We start from the raw sequence: 13,776 nt of genomic DNA, 5'->3' as shown, positions 1-13,776 counted from the left end.
CGGACGGCCGGCTTTTCCGGTCCGTACCACCGCCCGCACCCCACGAGAGGGTCTGGAGAACGATGCCCGACCAGTCGTACTACGTGCATCTGCAATCACTGAAGGACTTCGTGCAGGAGCTGGAGACCCAGATCCACGCGATGTCCAAGCCGAACGACTTCCTGCTCACCCTCGGCGACCACCCGCTGCTGTTCGGGGAGTTCGGCGAGGCCGCCTCGCTCGTCGAGGCGCACCACGCGGCCGTCGCCGAGATGCAGGGACTTCTGGACCAGGTCCGCAGCGCGATCACGTTCGCGCAGGACGTGACCACCACCGTGGCCGACGGCTACGAGCAGGCCGACCAGAACGTGGCCGGCGACCTGGACCAGTCGGGTCAGGAGACCGGGCTGCTGGATCCGCTGCTCTCGCTGCTGGGCCTCGGCGGTGGCGGCAACGCGAATTCCGGGGGGACCGAGGGATGACGGACACCGCGCACACCAACTTCGCCGCGTACACGCACCAGCAGCTGTACGCGATGCTCCAGGCCGGCGACCCGAGCAGCGCCCAGGCCGCCGCCGACCAGTGGAACTCCACCGCGATCGGGCTGCACGAGCAGGCCGAGAACCTGTCCAAGGAGCTGTCGGACTTCTCCGGCTCGTGGACCGGCGGCGCGGCCGAGAAGTACCAGACGATGATCACCGACCTGGTCGGCGGGATCCGGAAGGTCGCGCAGACCGCGCAGGGCATGCAGCACATGCTCGAAGACGCCTCGGAAGCGCTCGTCAAGGCCAAGACGGAGATGCCGCCGCCGGTCTCGGTGCCGGACGTCTCCCCCACCGACGTCGCGCTCGCCGTGAACCCGCCGCTGCTGCCGCCGGACTCGTCGCAGGCCACCATGATCGCCGCGGCCCAGCAGCGGCAGCAGGCCATCACGAACGTCGAGACGCAGCAGCAGGCCGCGAACGCCGCGGGCTCCGCGCACGCCAAGGCGATCGTCGTGATGAGCCAGCTGGCCACGAACTACACCGTCGCCGAGGACTCGATCCCGGTGTCGCCGAACGCGGCCACCCCGCCGCAGCCGCCCGCCGCGGGGGGCGGGGCTTCGGGCGGCGGCGTCGCCGGCAACACCCTGACCGGCCCGGGCACGGTCGTCGGCACTCCCGTCGACACGCACCCGCTGCCGGTCGACGGCACCACACCGCCGGTCACGCCCGGCACCGGTGCCCCGGCCGCCGCGGGCAGCCCGCTGTTCGGCGACATGTTCACCGCCGGCCTCGCCGCGGCCTCGGCCGCCGCGTTCGGCCGGTTCGGCTCGATCATGCCGAAGGTCCCGGGCTGGGCGAACGGCAAGAACCCGGACGACAAGAAGGAAGAGCCGCCCGGTACGAAGCTCGGCGGCGGCGCGGGCACCGAGGGCGGCGCCGGCGGCGGCGTCCCGATCGGCGGGGGCGACGCTCCTTCGCTCGGTGGCGGCGGAGTCCCCACCGGCGGCGGCCTCACCGGCCCCGGCGACGTCCCGGCCGCGCACTCCGGGCTGGCCGGCGACGGCGGCGCGTCGAACGTCCTCAGTGGACTCGCGGGCGGCGCGGCCGGTGCCGCGGGCGCGGCGGCCAAGAGCGCGATGCCGATGATGCCCATGATGCCGATGGGCGGCATGGGCGCGGGCGGCGACCTCGGCTCCGGCCGCCGGATCCCGGCGTGGCTGGTGGAGACGGAGAACGTCTGGGGCCAGCAGGCGCCGGTGGCCCCGTCCGTGATCGGCGAAGAACCGGAAGCGTACTGATGGCCGACGGCGGCTCGGTGACTTCTGTTGGCACGGCCGGGGGTTACCGGGTCGCCCCGGCGAAACTCGACGCGGCGGCGGCCGAACTCGGCGGCCGGGCGGGCACGCTCGCCACGGCGCAGAAAGCCGTGGCGGGCGAGAAGGTGACCGCCACCGCGTTCGGCCGGGTATCCACCTCGGCCGCCGCGGCGGCGACGTTCACGAAGACGATGACCGAGCTGGGCGAGAAGCTCGGCGAACAGGTCAAGCGCGCCCAGACACTCCAGAATGGACTGACGTCGGCCGCGGCGGGCTACCGCCGGGCCGACGAGCAGGTGGCCGCGATGTACCGCGCGCTGCTGCCGGAGGATCCGCTGCCGAAGGCGGGCACCCCCGCCGGGGCCGCGACGAGCGGCGCGTGGGCGAACGCGATCGCCACCAACCGCACCAAGGTGTCCGACGCCCTCACCGCCGAGCAGGACCGGCTCAAGCAGCTCCAGGCGAGCGGCGGGGACGCCGACGCCATCTCCGCCTCGCAGCGCAAGATCGCGCTGTACCAGGACATCCTGGCCAACAACCGGCAGATCCTGCGGTTCGACCCGGCCGGGAACGGGCGGATCGCCGAGCTGGTCGGGAACATCGAGCCGGGCACCCGCAACGTCGGCCTCTTCGTGCCCGGCGTGAACACGCGGATGGACAACTTCCAGAGTTACGCCGACCTCGGCAAGAGCCTCGTCGCCGCCGACCCGTCCAGCCGGACTGCGATGGTCGTCTGGGCCGACGGCGTCTTCCCGCAGAACGCCGTCACCCAAGGCCCCGACGCGAGTTACGCGCAGACGATGGCGCCCGACCTCAAGACGTTCGGCGACGAGCTGCGCGGCCAGGTCAACGCCCAGACCGGCGGCGACGCGACCATCACCGCGATCGGCCACAGCTACGGCGGCGCGACCGTCGGGCTCGCCGACCAGCAGGGCCTCGCCGTCGACCGGGTGCTGCACGTGGAGTCGGCGGGCATGGGCCACGGCGTGTGGAGCCCGGCCGACCTGCCGGCGAGCCAGGCCGGCGTGCAGCGCTTCTCGATGACCGCGCCGCTCGACCCGATCGTGATCGCGCAGGGCAACGCGTGGGGCGCGGAGTGGACGGGCATCGGCCACGGCGCCGACCCGGACACCTTCCCCGGCGTCACGGACCTCGCCACCGGGCACGACGCGGCGGGCGACACGCAGTGGGGCCTTTCGGCGCACAGCGGTGTGCTCAAGCCGGGTTCGGACTCGTGGGAGAACATCTACGGGGTGCTCACCGGTGGCCAGCTCACGCCCGCGCCCGTTGTCACGCCGCAGGATTCGATGGGGGTCATGCCGTGATCACCCGGGGACTGGACGACCTGGCCGTCGACCTGACGGCGGTGATCAACAGCGTCGCCGGACTGTTCGGCGAAGGCGCCGTCCGCACCGTCGAAGGCGAGCTGGACTGCGACCCGGCCGAGCCCGGCCACCTCGTCTGCTGGCAGTACGGCGTCCGCCTCGAACAGTGCACCTCCGGCGAACGGCGGCTGGCCGAGGCCGTGCTGCCGATGCTGGAGTCCGCGGGCTGGCAGGCGCACGACCGCAGCACCGCGATGGAGCTGATCGCGCGGTTCAGCCGCGACGGCGCGGACTTCACCGTGCACGTCGCACGCACCGGCACGGGCGTCGCGATCGTCGGATCCACCCGCTGCGTTGTGGTGGGCTGACGCGCTACCGCAGCCAGCGCAACGCGGCGTCGGCGCTGTCTTCGGGGCTGCTGTTGAAGGCGATGGCCGCGTCCGGCGCGTGCACCCGGATCAGGTTGACCACCTTCTCGAACAGCTCGAGCAACGGCTCGTAGCCCCGGATCCCGCCGCCGACCACCACACAGGCGTAGTCCCCGCCGTCCAGCGCCGCCTCGATCGTCCCTTCAGGATCCTCGTCGACGACCACCAGGCAGGTGTCGGCCTCGATGCCGTACGCCTCGAACCGGGCGTCACCACGGACGATCGCCGCCTGGACCGGCGCGGGATCCCACTCCTCCAACCGGGCCGGGTCAAGACCGATCACCAGTACTCGTCCCCGCTGTGCCATGTCTCCGCCTTCCGGTAACGGTGCCTGACCCGCCAGCTGTCACCTGACCATCTTGCGCATGCGAGAAGATCGAGTCCATGGCACGGAAACCGCTGGTGATTTTCGGGATCTTCGGCTTGGTCGCGTGGAGCGAGTTCGTGCACTGGCGGGCAAGTCGTGCGCTGGTGCACGAGCACCTGTCCGCCCGTTCCGAGGCGGTGGTCGTGCTCGGGTACCGGAACACGGGCAGCAACCGTGCCAACACATTGAACCGGTGGCGGGTACGCGCGGCGTTGCGTTCCATCGACCCCGCATTGGCCGGCTCGATACTGGTCTGCTCCGGCGGCGCAGCCCACGCGGACTCGGTCTCGGAGGCGGCCCTGCTGGCGCGTTACGCAAGAGCAGAGTGCGGCTTCACCGGCGAGGTACGGCTGGAGGAACGATCGCGAAGCACCTGGCAGAACGTCGAAAACGTGATCCCCCTGATCGAAGACGCGGACCAGATCAAGATCGTGTCGAATCCGCTGCACGCGCTGAAGGCTCGCCTCTACCTGCACCATCAACGTCCCGACCTCGCCCAACGCCTGGTACGCGCCGCCGACTACCGGCTCGGGGAGGCGTGGCCGGTCAAACCCCTGTTCGCGCTGTACGGTCTGCGCGCCCTGGCCCAGGGCAAACGCGGCCTCGGCCAGTAGCTCCGCGCGGTTCAGGAACCGAAGCGTGACGGCCGCCAGGAGCGGCGCTTCCCCCGCCGGACCGCGGCGACCGCGAAGCCCGCCGCGGCGGCGGCCACCACCCCGCCCAGCCCGATCACGCCCGCGGCCAGGTCGGTGGCCGGGCGAGCGGGCGCGGCGGCCGGGACCACCGCGGGCACCGGCGCCGGGCGGACCTGGACGCCCGGGCCGAGCACGTCGGCGGGCAGCGTGGACGACACCGCTGCGTACGCGTCCACCACGCCCCAGCCGCGGCGCGAGTCGTGCGCGCCGGACTGCGGGCGGGACGCGGTCAGCGTCAGCCGGGTGACAACCTGGTCGCCGGTGAGGTTCGGGTGCGCCGCGCGCACCAGTGCCGCGACCCCGGCCACGTACGCCGCCGCCAGGCCGGGATCCGTGACGGGCCAGCGGTGCGCGACGGAACCGCCCCCGCCCGCCGACGTGCTCACCAGGTTCGCGCCCGGGGCGGCAACACCCAGGTAGTCACCGGATTCGGTCTGCACGGGCTGGCCCGCCTGGTTCGTCGAGCCGACCGCGAGCACGCCGGAGGACGCCGTGGGGTACGAGTGCGCGCCCTGCTGCGTCGCGGCCGCCGGGGAGACGACCACCGCGCCGCTGGCCCGCGCGCGGTCCACCGCCGCGTCGAGGCTCGGGCTGTCGGAGCCGGCCGGGACGGCGATCAGCAGCACACTCGCGCCGCGGTCCAGCGCCGTGCCGATCGCGCCGGCCAGCGCGCCCGGGTCACCGCCGCCCTCGGCCGACGAGCCGTTGCTTTCCGTGTAGCGCAAGGGAAGTATCTTCGCGCCGGGTGCGAGGCCGGTGAACGTGGTCGCGTCGTCCGGCTGCGCCCCGACGATCCCGGCGGCGATCGTGCCGCGGCCGTCGCAGTCCGACGGCGTCGCCCCCGCGCCGTTCAGCACCTGCCCGGGCGCGAACTGCGCGTTCTGCCCGTCGACGCCGGTGCCGATCACGGCCACCAGCTGGCCCTCGCCGCGGGAGAGCGGCCAGAGCCGCTGCGGGTCGACCAGCCGCTGCCCCCAGGGCACCGCGCCGGTGTACGTGCCGGACGGGTTCGCGCACTGCGCCAAGGCATTCGCAGGACCGGCCGTGACGACGGGCACGCCCAGCGCCACGAGGCCACCGACAGCGACAGCGACAACGGCTGGCAACCTCACCGCGGCGCCCTCCCCTCGAAATCCCGATGTCCGACAACGGGATTCTAATGGAGAGGGCGCCGCGGGAACAGGCGTCAGCGCAGGTCCATCCCGAGGTCCAACGCCGGCGAGGAATGGGTCAGGCCGCCCACCGACAGATAGTCCACACCGGACTCGGCGTAGGCCCTACCACGGCCGAGGGTCAGGCCGCCAGAGGATTCCAGCCGCGTCTTCGGCGACAGCTGATCCCGGCGCTCCACCGCTTTCGCGCACTCCTCCGGCGTGAAGTTGTCCAGCAGCACCTCGTCCGCGTGCGCGGCGAGCGCCTCGTCCAGCTGCGCCAGGTCGTCCACCTCGACCTCGCACGCCAGCTCCGGGGCGTGCTCCCGGGCGGCCGCCAGCGCGGCGGTGACGGAGCCGGCCGCGACGACGTGGTTGTCCTTGATCAGCACCGCGTCGCCGAGCCCGAGCCGGTGGTTGACCCCGCCGCCGCAGCGGACCGCGTACTTCTGCAGCAGCCGCAGCCCCGGCATCGTCTTACGGGAGTCACGGATCGCCGCGCCGGTTCCGTCCACTTCGGACACCCACGCGGCAGTCGCCGTGGCGACACCGGAGAGGTGGCACAGCAGGTTCAGCGCCGTGCGCTCCGCCGTGAGCAGCCCGCGCACCGGGCCGCGGACGACCAGCGCGGGCTCCCCCGCCGCCAGCCGTTCGCCGTCCTCGCGGCGGGAGACCACCTCGTAGTCCGCGCCCAGTACGGCGTCGAACACGGCCAGCACCACGGGGATCCCGGCGACGACACCGGGCACGCGGGGGGTCAGCTCGGCCAGCGCCCGCGTGTCGGCCGGCACCGTGGCCGCCGTGGTGGCGTCCGGCCCGTAACGCAGGTCCTCGCCCAGCGCCGTGGTGACGACACGGCGGACGTCGGCCAGCTCCAGCCCGGCTTCGGCCAGCGCGCGCTCAGTCGCCGGAGAAATCTCGGACAGCTCGGTCATGCCACACCCTCCAGTGGGATCTTCTCGGCCAGCACCGGCTGGCCGGACAGGCTGAGCCGGAGCAGCTGGCTACGCCGCCAGTCCCGCTCGTCCCGCTCGGGGAAATCAGTCCGCACGTGGCAGCCCCGCGATTCGGTGCGCAGCGCCGCCGCGGTGAGCAAAGCCTGTGCCGCCACGGTGAGCGCGGCGTCCTCGACCGCCGCGTGCGTCCACAGCGGACTGTCCTGCGTGGACAGGTCGAGCACCGATCCGGCGGCGGCCAGCCCGTCGGCGTCCCGGCCGATGGCGGCGTACCGGCTCATCACACGCTGCAACGCGTCGCGATCCGCCGCCGGCGCGACCGCGCTGGCCGGCAGGCGCCCGCGCGCCGGGTCGGGCAGCAGGCCGGCCGCGAGGTCCGCGGCCACGGCCTCGGCCACCCGATGCCCGACGACCAGCCCTTCGAGCAGGCTGTTGGACGCCAGGCGGTTCGCGCCGTGCAGGCCGGTGCGGGCCACCTCACCGGCGGCGTACAGGCCGCGCACGGTGGACCGTCCGTCCACAGTGGTCACCACGCCGCCACATGCGAAGTGCGCCGCGGGCGTCACCGGGATCGCGTCCTTCGCCGGGTCGACGCCGAGCACCGCGCACGCCGCGAACACGGTCGGGAACCGCTTCGCGAAGCCGGGAACGCTGGTGGCGTCCAGGAAAACGTGGTCGTCGACCCCGCCCGGCGCGAGCCCCATCCGTCGGGTGATCGCCGCCGAGACGACGTCACGCGGGGCCAGGTCGCCCAGCGGGTGCACGCCGTGCATCACCGACGCGCCCGCGCCGTCGACGAGGGTCGCGCCCTCGCCGCGGACGGCCTCGGTGACCAGCGGGCACCGGCCGCGGGCGCCCGGCGTGTAGAGCACCGTCGGGTGAAACTGCACGAACTCGACGTCGGCCACGGTCGCCCCGGCCCGCAGCGCGAGCGCGAGCCCGTCGCCGGTCGCGATCTCCGGGTTCGACGTCGCCTGGTACAGCTGCCCGAACCCGCCGCTGGCCAGCAGCACCGCGGACGCCCGCACCACCCCGGGCACGCCGTCACGGTCCAGCACCGTCACCCCGGCCACCTCGCCCGCCGGGGTGCGCAGCGCGTCGACCGCGATGTGGTGCTCCAGCACCGGCACGCGCCGGCTGCCCGCCTGCGCGACGAGCGTCCGCTCGACCTCCGCGCCGGTGGCGTCACCGCCCGCGTGGATCACGCGGAACGCGCTGTGCCCGCCCTCGCGGGCCCGCGCCAGGCCCTCGGTGCCGGCGTCGAAGGTCGCGCCGCCACGGCGTAACCGCTCGACCGCGGCCGGCCCACCGTCGAGGATCGAGCGCGCTGCGTCCTCGTCGCACAAGCCCGCACCCGCGGTGAAGGTGTCCTCGGCGTGCTTCGCGACGGAGTCGCCCAGGTCGTGCTCGCCCTCCAGGACCACCGCGACGCCGCCCTGGGCCCAGCGCGTGTTGCCGTCCGCGACCGCGGCCTTGGTGATCACGAGGACGTGCAGCCCGAGTTCCCGTGCCCGCAGCGCGGCCGTCAGCCCGGCCACCCCGCTGCCGACGACGACCAGGTCCGCGCGCGCTTCCCAGGCCGGGGTTTTAGCCTGCGAAGCATTAACCGGCGTGGTCATTCGCCGCCGCCGGACTGCCCGATTTCGATCATCCGCTGCACCGAAGCGCGCGCCTTCGCCGCCGTTTCGAGGTCGACGTGCACCTCGTCCGCGCCGTCCCGCAGGCTCCGCAGCAACGCCGCGGGGGTGATCATCTTCATGTACCGGCACGACGCCCGTTCGTTCACCGCCCGGAAGTCGATCTCCGGCGCGGCCTTGCGCAGCTGGTGGATCATGCCGATCTCGGTGGCCACCAGAACCGACTTCGCCTTGGTGTCACGAGCCGCGTGCACCATGTCGCCGGTGGAGAGGATCTTCACCCGCTCCGGCGCCACCGCGCCCTCCCCGGCGAGGTAGAGCGCCGACGTCGCGCAGCCGCACTCGGGGTGGATGAACAGGTCGGCGTCCGGGTTCTCCGCGGCCCGCGCGGCCAGCTCGGCGCCGTTGATCCCGGCGTGCACGTGGCACTCCCCGGCCCAGACGTGCATGTTCTCCCGGCCGGTCACGCGCTTGACGTGCGCGCCGAGGAACTGGTCCGGCAGGAAGAGAACCTCCTGGTCAGCCGGGATGGAGGCGACCACGTCCACGGCGTTCGAGGACGTGCAGCAGATGTCGGTCTCGGCCTTCACCTCGGCGGTCGTGTTCACGTAGGACACCACCACCGCGCCGGGGTGCTCGGCCTTCCACTCCCGCAGCTGGTCGCCGGTGATGGAGTCGGCGAGCGAGCAGCCGGCCCGCGCGTCGGGGATCAGCACCGTCTTCCGCGGGGCCAGGATCTTCGCCGTCTCGGCCATGAAGTGCACGCCGCAGAAGACGATGGTGGAGGCGTCGCTGCTCGCCGCGATCCGGCTCAACGCCAGCGAATCGCCCGTGAAGTCCGCGATGTCCTGGATCTCCGGGACCTGGTAGTTGTGCGCCAGCAGCACCGCGTCGCGTTTGCGGGCGAGTGCGCGCACCTCGTCGGCCCATTCGGCGTTCGCCTCGACCCCGCCGTAGGGCGTGAAGTCTGCCTCAACCGTAATACTCATGCGCCCACCTCGCTGAAGCTCGGTGCGGCCTGAGCCGAAGACGCAGTGTTGAATGGTTCACTCGCAAGCTCGTTCACGTCTGGCCCTCCTGTGGACCGATGGCGGGTTTTCGCCTTATAATCGAAAACCGTGCGAAGTCATATTAACACCCGGACCCCCCTCGCCCACGAGGTTCTGGGCGCGGTCCTTCAAGTGCGCTCGGACACACTGCGGGTGCTGCTCTGGCGCCGGGCGCTTGATCCGCACCTCGGCCGCTGGTCCCTGCCGGGCGGCCGGCTGCGCCCGGACGAGGACGTGGAGACCTCGATCCGGCGCCAGCTCGCGGAGAAGGTCGACGTGCGCCGGCTCAAGCACGTGGAGCAGCTTTCGGTGTTCAGCGCGCCGGACCGCGTGCCGGGGCCGCGGGTCGTGGCGACGGCGTTCCTCGGCCTGGTCCCCTCCGGTGTCGACCCCGAAGTGCCCGAGGACACGGAGTGGCACGACGTGGACGCGCTGCCACGCACCGCGTTCGACCACGAGGCGATCGTGCTGCGCGCGCGGGACCGGCTGCGCTCGAAACTGAGCTACACCAACCTCGGTTTCGCCCTGGCACCCGAGGAGTTCACGGTCTCCGAGCTGCGCGGGCTGTACTCCGCGGCGCTCGGCTACAAGGTTTCCGCGACGAATCTGCAGCGCGTGCTCTCCCGCCGCGGACTGCTTGTGCCGACGGGGCACACGACGTCACCCGGTCGGGCCGGCGGCCGTCCCGCCGCGCAATTCTCCTTCGCAGGCAAAGGGATGCAGGTCACTGACCCGTTCGCAGTCCTCAAGCCGCCACCTGAAAGGTGACGGACTGCGAGCCTGCCCGGGTACCCGTACGGTGGACGCGTGACCGAGCCGGAGCAGGACCCCAGCGGGACGGCGACTCTGCCGTTGTTCCCGCTGCAGACCGTGCTGCTCCCCGGCACCCATCTGCCGCTGCACATCTTCGAGCCGCGCTACCGGCAGCTGATGTCGGACCTGGTGAGCGGCGGCGTGCCCGGCCGCGAGTTCGGCGTCATCGCGCTCCGGGCCCCGCTGGTGCGTGAGGTGACCGGTCTGGGCCACGTGTACGACATCGGCTGCGGCACGGTGCTGCGCGAGGCGAAGCGCCTGCCCGACGGCCGGTACGACGTGGTCAGCAAGGCCAGCCGGCGCTTCCGGCTGCGGGAAATCGACAGCACGTCGGCGCCGTACCTGATCGGCGTCGTCGACTGGCTGCCCGACGAGGTGACGCCGGCCGCGGCGAGCGACACGGCGGCCCGGCTCGGCGAGGTCGCGCGCACGGCGCACCAGCGTTACTGCGAAGCGGCCTGGCACGCCGAGGACTGGCACTCCCCCGCCGAGGACGCCGACATCGCCGAGCTGGCCTACCAGCTGGCGGCCGACTGCCTGCTGCCCATCGAGGACCGTCAGCTCCTGCTCGAAGAGACCCATCCCCTGCGCCGGCTGCGGATCGTCTGCCGCCTGCTCACCCGCGAGACCGGCTTCCTCTCGACGCTCAGCGCGGTCCCCCTGCCGCCCACGGAACTGGCCGACTTCACCAAGCCGGGCAACCTGAACTAGCCGAACCGCTTGTGAGTGTTTATGACGGTTCTAACCGTCATAAACACTCACGAGTCTTCGTGGGTGGGCGCAGGCTCAGCCGAGCCGGCGGCCCAGGTCTTCCCGGCCGTTCCAGGCCGTGAGCAGCGCGTACACCAGCGAGGTCATCAGCGGCGCGGCCAGCACCACCCAGCCGGACTCCAGCCGGGGCGCCTGGGCGACCACCGCGCCCAGCGCCGGGGCGGTGTCCACGGCGTACTTCGAGTTCACGAACGCGGCCCCGAGCTGCGTGCCCAGCCAGGCGGCGAGCGTGGCCCCGCCGGCCGCGGCCAGGAAGACCACCGGGCCACGGCGTTCACGCATCAGCCACGCGACGATGCCGACCAGAAGGCCGGTGGCGAGCGCGAGGAAACCGTAGATGGCCAGGTCGTCGAAGCGGTGCCAGCTCTCCAGCTCCAGCGGGGCGAGCTGGCCGTCGCCGGTGACCACACGGACCCGCTCCGGCGGCGCCATCAGCGACCACAGCCAGCCGAGCGGAATGCCGAGCAGCCCGGCGGTCGAGAGCACGCTCACGGCGGGCAGCAGGTCCGCCTTCACCACGACCTTGGGCCGCAGGCGGTGCGGCGGGAAGAGCACCGGTACCGACCAGGCCTCGGCCACGCCGGACGACCGGTGTGCTGCCTTGCCCGCGGAATCGACCACCCCGGACTCCCTCCCCTGCGCGTGTGCGGAACCGAGCGTAACCGGTCCCCGCCCGGAGGTCACCCGCGGTCAGGCGCTGGCGGTCTCGCCGTGCCTGCTGCACCGCGCCGTCCAGCCGACCGGGGTCACCTGCACCACCAGCCGCCGCGCGCAGAACACGCAGAAGCGCGGCGGCTCCAGCTCCGTGCGCGGGTTGTGGCAGGCCGCGTGGTCCGTGCCCCCCGCCGACGGTTGTCCACAGTGGACGCAATAGCCGGGTTGGTCAGAGGCTGTCACTGAGCGCCTTCACCGGCATCTTCAGCTCGTCCAGCATCTTCAGGTCGGCGCTCGCGGGGCGGCCGAGGTTGGTCAGGTAGTTGCCGACGATGATCGCGTTGACCCCGCCGAGCATGCCCTGCTCCGCGCCGAGGTCGCCGAGCGTCAGCTCCCGGCCGCCGGCGAAGCGCAGCATCGTGCGCGGCATCGCGAGCCGGAACGCCGCGACCGTGCGCAGCGCGTCCTTGCCCTCGACGATCTCGTAGTGCTCGTACGGCGTGCCCGGCTGCGGGATCAGGAAGTTCATCGGCACCTCGTGCGGGCTCAGCTGCGCCAGCTGCACCGCGAACTCCGCCCGCTGCTCGACCGTCTCCCCCATGCCGATGATGCCGCCGCAGCAGACCTCCATGCCGGCCTCGGCGACCATCCGCAGGGTGTCCCAGCGCTCTTCCCACGAGTGCGTGGTGACGACCTCGGGGAAGTGCGAGCGCGCCGTCTCGAGGTTGTGGTTGTAGCGGTGCACGCCCATCTCGACCAGCTCGTCGACCTGCTCCTGGGTGAGCATGCCGAGCGAGCAGGCGATCTGGATGTCGTTGCCGTCCGCGCGGATCGCCCGCACGCCCTCGCGGACCTGCGAGAGCAGCCGCTGGTCCGGGCCGCGCACGGCGGCGACGATGCAGAACTCGCTCGCGCCCGTCTCCCGGGTCTGCCGCGCGGCCTTGACCAGGCCGGGGACGTCCAGCCAGGCCGAGCGCACCGGCGACGGGAAGCGGCCGGACTGGGAGCAGAAGTGGCAGTCCTCGGGGCAGCCGCCGGTCTTCAGGCTGACGATGCCCTCGACCTCCACCTCGGGCCCGCACCAGCGCACGCGGACCTCGTGCGCCAGCTGCAGCGCGTCGGACAGCCGCTCGTCGGGCAGCCGCAGCACGGCCAGCACCTGCTCCTCCGACAGCCCCACGCCCCGCTCGAGGACCTGCTCGCGCGCGACGGCGAGCACGTCACCGATATCGGTCTTCCCGGAGGCTGCGGTCACGACTTCTCCTGTCTCTGCCTTGCGGGGCGCCCGCACCCGGCCGGCGCCTTTCGGCGCGCGCCAGGTGCGGGCGTTCCAGTCACCTGTCATCGTGCCCGAGCCCCCGGTGGCGAGGCTGCGACACCCGTCACTTCTGCGCGGACACGCTCCCCGCGAACGTCTCGGGGTCGAACTCGCCGCCGAACCACGGCGAGAGCCCGTGGCGCACCCGCTCGGCGAAGGTATCGCGGTTCGCCTCGCCCAGCCCCTCGGGCAGCACCCCTAACAGCGGCGCGCCGGCCGCGTCCGGCAGGTCCCGCAGGTTCTCGACGGCCGCCAGGTCCGGCACGGCGGGCCAGGAGCCGATCACGACGCCGGCCACGTTCAGCCCGCGCCGCGTGGCGACCTCGGCGGTCAGCGCGGTCGCGTTGAGCGTGCCGAGGCCGGCTTCGGCGACGATGACCACGGGTGCGCCGAGCGCCCACGCGACGTCCGCGAGCCCGCTGCCCTGCGCGTCGAACCGGACGAGCAGCCCGCCCGCGCCTTCCAGCAGCGTCAGGTCGTGCCCGGCGTCCAGGTCGCTGGCCGCGGCCGCGATCTCGCCCGGCCCCAGCGTCGGCAGCCCGCTGCGGCGCGCGGCCGCCTCCGGGGACAGCGGATCCGGATACCGTCGCAGCTCACGGGTGGTCAGGCCCCGGCCGGCCAGGCGCACGACCTCGTCGAGGTCACCCGGCTCGTCCGGCGCCACCCCGGTCTGCGCCGGTTTGAGCACGGCCACCCGCCGCCCCTGTCCGAGGGCCAGGGCCGCGATCGCCGCCGTGGTGATCGTCTTCCCGACGCCGGTCCCGGTCCCCGTCATCACCAGCATGGTCACGGGCCATCAACTTAGTCGCCCACGCGGCGGGCACACCACGGC

At 72.9% G+C, this 13,776-nt stretch carries 16 protein-coding genes; 7 read left to right on the top strand and 9 right to left on the bottom strand.

Annotation, left to right across the window (positions count from 1 at the left end):
• Window positions 1–62 precede the first annotated feature (62 nt).
• The 4 genes from OG943_RS00365 to OG943_RS00350 are packed head-to-tail and all read left to right on the top strand — an operon-like array spanning window position 63 to window position 3,473.
• Window positions 63–461, top strand: coding sequence for a hypothetical protein (locus tag OG943_RS00365; RefSeq protein WP_328607635.1), 399 nt, complete (start codon window positions 63–65; stop codon window positions 459–461).
• The gene (locus OG943_RS00360; protein ID WP_328607634.1) at window positions 458–1,762 is read left to right on the top strand and encodes a WXG100 family type VII secretion target; all 1,305 of its coding nucleotides are present in this window, start codon (window positions 458–460) and stop codon (window positions 1,760–1,762) included. Before OG943_RS00365 ends, OG943_RS00360 begins: the two co-directional genes overlap by 4 nt.
• A gap of 17 nt (window positions 1,763–1,779) precedes the next feature.
• Complete coding sequence (locus OG943_RS00355) at window positions 1,780–3,105, top strand: alpha/beta hydrolase (protein WP_328607633.1); 1,326 nt, start codon at window positions 1,780–1,782, stop codon at window positions 3,103–3,105.
• Window positions 3,102–3,473 carry a hypothetical protein gene (locus tag OG943_RS00350; protein ID WP_328607632.1) on the top strand — a complete coding sequence of 124 codons (372 nt, stop codon included), beginning with the start codon at window positions 3,102–3,104 and terminating at the stop codon, window positions 3,471–3,473. Before OG943_RS00355 ends, OG943_RS00350 begins: the two co-directional genes overlap by 4 nt.
• A gap of 4 nt (window positions 3,474–3,477) precedes the next feature.
• Here the strand turns inward: OG943_RS00350 and OG943_RS00345 are convergent, their stop codons facing one another.
• Complete coding sequence (locus OG943_RS00345) at window positions 3,478–3,840, bottom strand: hypothetical protein (protein ID WP_328607631.1); 363 nt, start codon at window positions 3,838–3,840, stop codon at window positions 3,478–3,480.
• Between the two features lie 77 nt (window positions 3,841–3,917).
• Here OG943_RS00345 and OG943_RS00340 point away from each other — a divergent pair, with 77 nt between their 5' ends.
• A complete protein-coding gene (locus OG943_RS00340) occupies window positions 3,918–4,514 on the top strand; it encodes a YdcF family protein (protein ID WP_328607630.1) in 597 nt (198 codons plus the stop codon).
• Between the two features lie 11 nt (window positions 4,515–4,525).
• Here OG943_RS00340 and OG943_RS00335 read toward each other — a convergent pair whose 3' ends face one another.
• The 4 genes from OG943_RS00335 to nadA all read right to left on the bottom strand — a co-directional run bounded on the left by OG943_RS00335 (window position 4,526) and on the right by nadA (window position 9,328).
• Window positions 4,526–5,707 (bottom strand): S8 family serine peptidase, encoded by a 1,182-nt coding sequence (locus tag OG943_RS00335; RefSeq protein ID WP_442874674.1) that lies wholly within the window; start codon window positions 5,705–5,707, stop codon window positions 4,526–4,528.
• Window positions 5,708–5,781: 74 nt separating this feature from the next.
• The gene (gene nadC, locus OG943_RS00330) at window positions 5,782–6,681 is read right to left on the bottom strand and encodes a carboxylating nicotinate-nucleotide diphosphorylase (protein WP_328607629.1); all 900 of its coding nucleotides are present in this window, start codon (window positions 6,679–6,681) and stop codon (window positions 5,782–5,784) included.
• Entirely contained in the window at window positions 6,678–8,321 is a 1,644-nt protein-coding gene (locus OG943_RS00325) for an L-aspartate oxidase (RefSeq protein WP_328607628.1), read from the bottom strand. The genes nadC and OG943_RS00325 overlap by 4 nt, the downstream gene beginning before the upstream one ends.
• Complete coding sequence (gene nadA, locus OG943_RS00320) at window positions 8,318–9,328, bottom strand: quinolinate synthase NadA (protein WP_328607627.1); 1,011 nt, start codon at window positions 9,326–9,328, stop codon at window positions 8,318–8,320. Before nadA ends, OG943_RS00325 begins: the two co-directional genes overlap by 4 nt.
• A gap of 192 nt (window positions 9,329–9,520) precedes the next feature.
• Here nadA and OG943_RS00315 point away from each other — a divergent pair, with 192 nt between their 5' ends.
• Both OG943_RS00315 and OG943_RS00310 read left to right on the top strand, forming a co-directional pair.
• Window positions 9,521–10,156 (top strand): NUDIX hydrolase, encoded by a 636-nt coding sequence (locus OG943_RS00315; RefSeq protein ID WP_328607626.1) that lies wholly within the window; start codon window positions 9,521–9,523, stop codon window positions 10,154–10,156.
• Between the two features lie 39 nt (window positions 10,157–10,195).
• A complete protein-coding gene (locus OG943_RS00310) occupies window positions 10,196–10,912 on the top strand; it encodes an LON peptidase substrate-binding domain-containing protein (RefSeq protein ID WP_328607625.1) in 717 nt (238 codons plus the stop codon).
• A 75-nt stretch (window positions 10,913–10,987) separates the two neighbouring features.
• Here OG943_RS00310 and OG943_RS00305 read toward each other — a convergent pair whose 3' ends face one another.
• The 4 genes from OG943_RS00305 to bioD form a co-directional block, all read right to left on the bottom strand.
• Window positions 10,988–11,593 (bottom strand): DUF2567 domain-containing protein, encoded by a 606-nt coding sequence (locus OG943_RS00305; RefSeq protein WP_328607624.1) that lies wholly within the window; start codon window positions 11,591–11,593, stop codon window positions 10,988–10,990.
• 69 nt (window positions 11,594–11,662) lie between these two features.
• The gene (bsaP, locus tag OG943_RS00300; RefSeq protein WP_328607623.1) at window positions 11,663–11,869 is read right to left on the bottom strand and encodes a biotin synthase auxiliary protein BsaP; all 207 of its coding nucleotides are present in this window, start codon (window positions 11,867–11,869) and stop codon (window positions 11,663–11,665) included.
• Window positions 11,856–12,881 (bottom strand): biotin synthase BioB, encoded by a 1,026-nt coding sequence (gene bioB / locus OG943_RS00295; RefSeq protein WP_328607622.1) that lies wholly within the window; start codon window positions 12,879–12,881, stop codon window positions 11,856–11,858. The genes bsaP and bioB overlap by 14 nt, the downstream gene beginning before the upstream one ends.
• A gap of 127 nt (window positions 12,882–13,008) precedes the next feature.
• Window positions 13,009–13,728, bottom strand: a complete 720-nt coding sequence (gene bioD, locus OG943_RS00290) for a dethiobiotin synthase (RefSeq protein ID WP_328611947.1) — start codon at window positions 13,726–13,728, stop codon at window positions 13,009–13,011.
• Between the last annotated feature and the right edge of the window lie 48 nt (window positions 13,729–13,776).

Origin of the sequence: Amycolatopsis sp. NBC_00345, assembly GCF_036116635.1 — a bacterium.
Lineage (GTDB): Bacteria > Actinomycetota > Actinomycetes > Mycobacteriales > Pseudonocardiaceae > Amycolatopsis.
Note: the sequence above shows the minus strand (reverse complement) of the source record. Positions and strands in the feature narration are given on the sequence as shown.

Coding starts and splice junctions, on each gene's coding strand:
- OG943_RS00365 (WP_328607635.1), top strand. CDS start 63: ATGCCCGACCAGTCGTACTACGTGCATCTGCAATCACTGAAGGACTTC.
- OG943_RS00360 (WP_328607634.1), top strand. CDS start 458: ATGACGGACACCGCGCACACCAACTTCGCCGCGTACACGCACCAGCAG.
- OG943_RS00345 (WP_328607631.1), bottom strand. CDS start 3,840: ATGGCACAGCGGGGACGAGTACTGGTGATCGGTCTTGACCCGGCCCGG.
- OG943_RS00340 (WP_328607630.1), top strand. CDS start 3,918: ATGGCACGGAAACCGCTGGTGATTTTCGGGATCTTCGGCTTGGTCGCG.
- nadC (WP_328607629.1), bottom strand. CDS start 6,681: ATGACCGAGCTGTCCGAGATTTCTCCGGCGACTGAGCGCGCGCTGGCC.
- OG943_RS00325 (WP_328607628.1), bottom strand. CDS start 8,321: ATGACCACGCCGGTTAATGCTTCGCAGGCTAAAACCCCGGCCTGGGAA.
- nadA (WP_328607627.1), bottom strand. CDS start 9,328: ATGAGTATTACGGTTGAGGCAGACTTCACGCCCTACGGCGGGGTCGAG.
- bioD (WP_328611947.1), bottom strand. CDS start 13,728: ATGCTGGTGATGACGGGGACCGGGACCGGCGTCGGGAAGACGATCACC.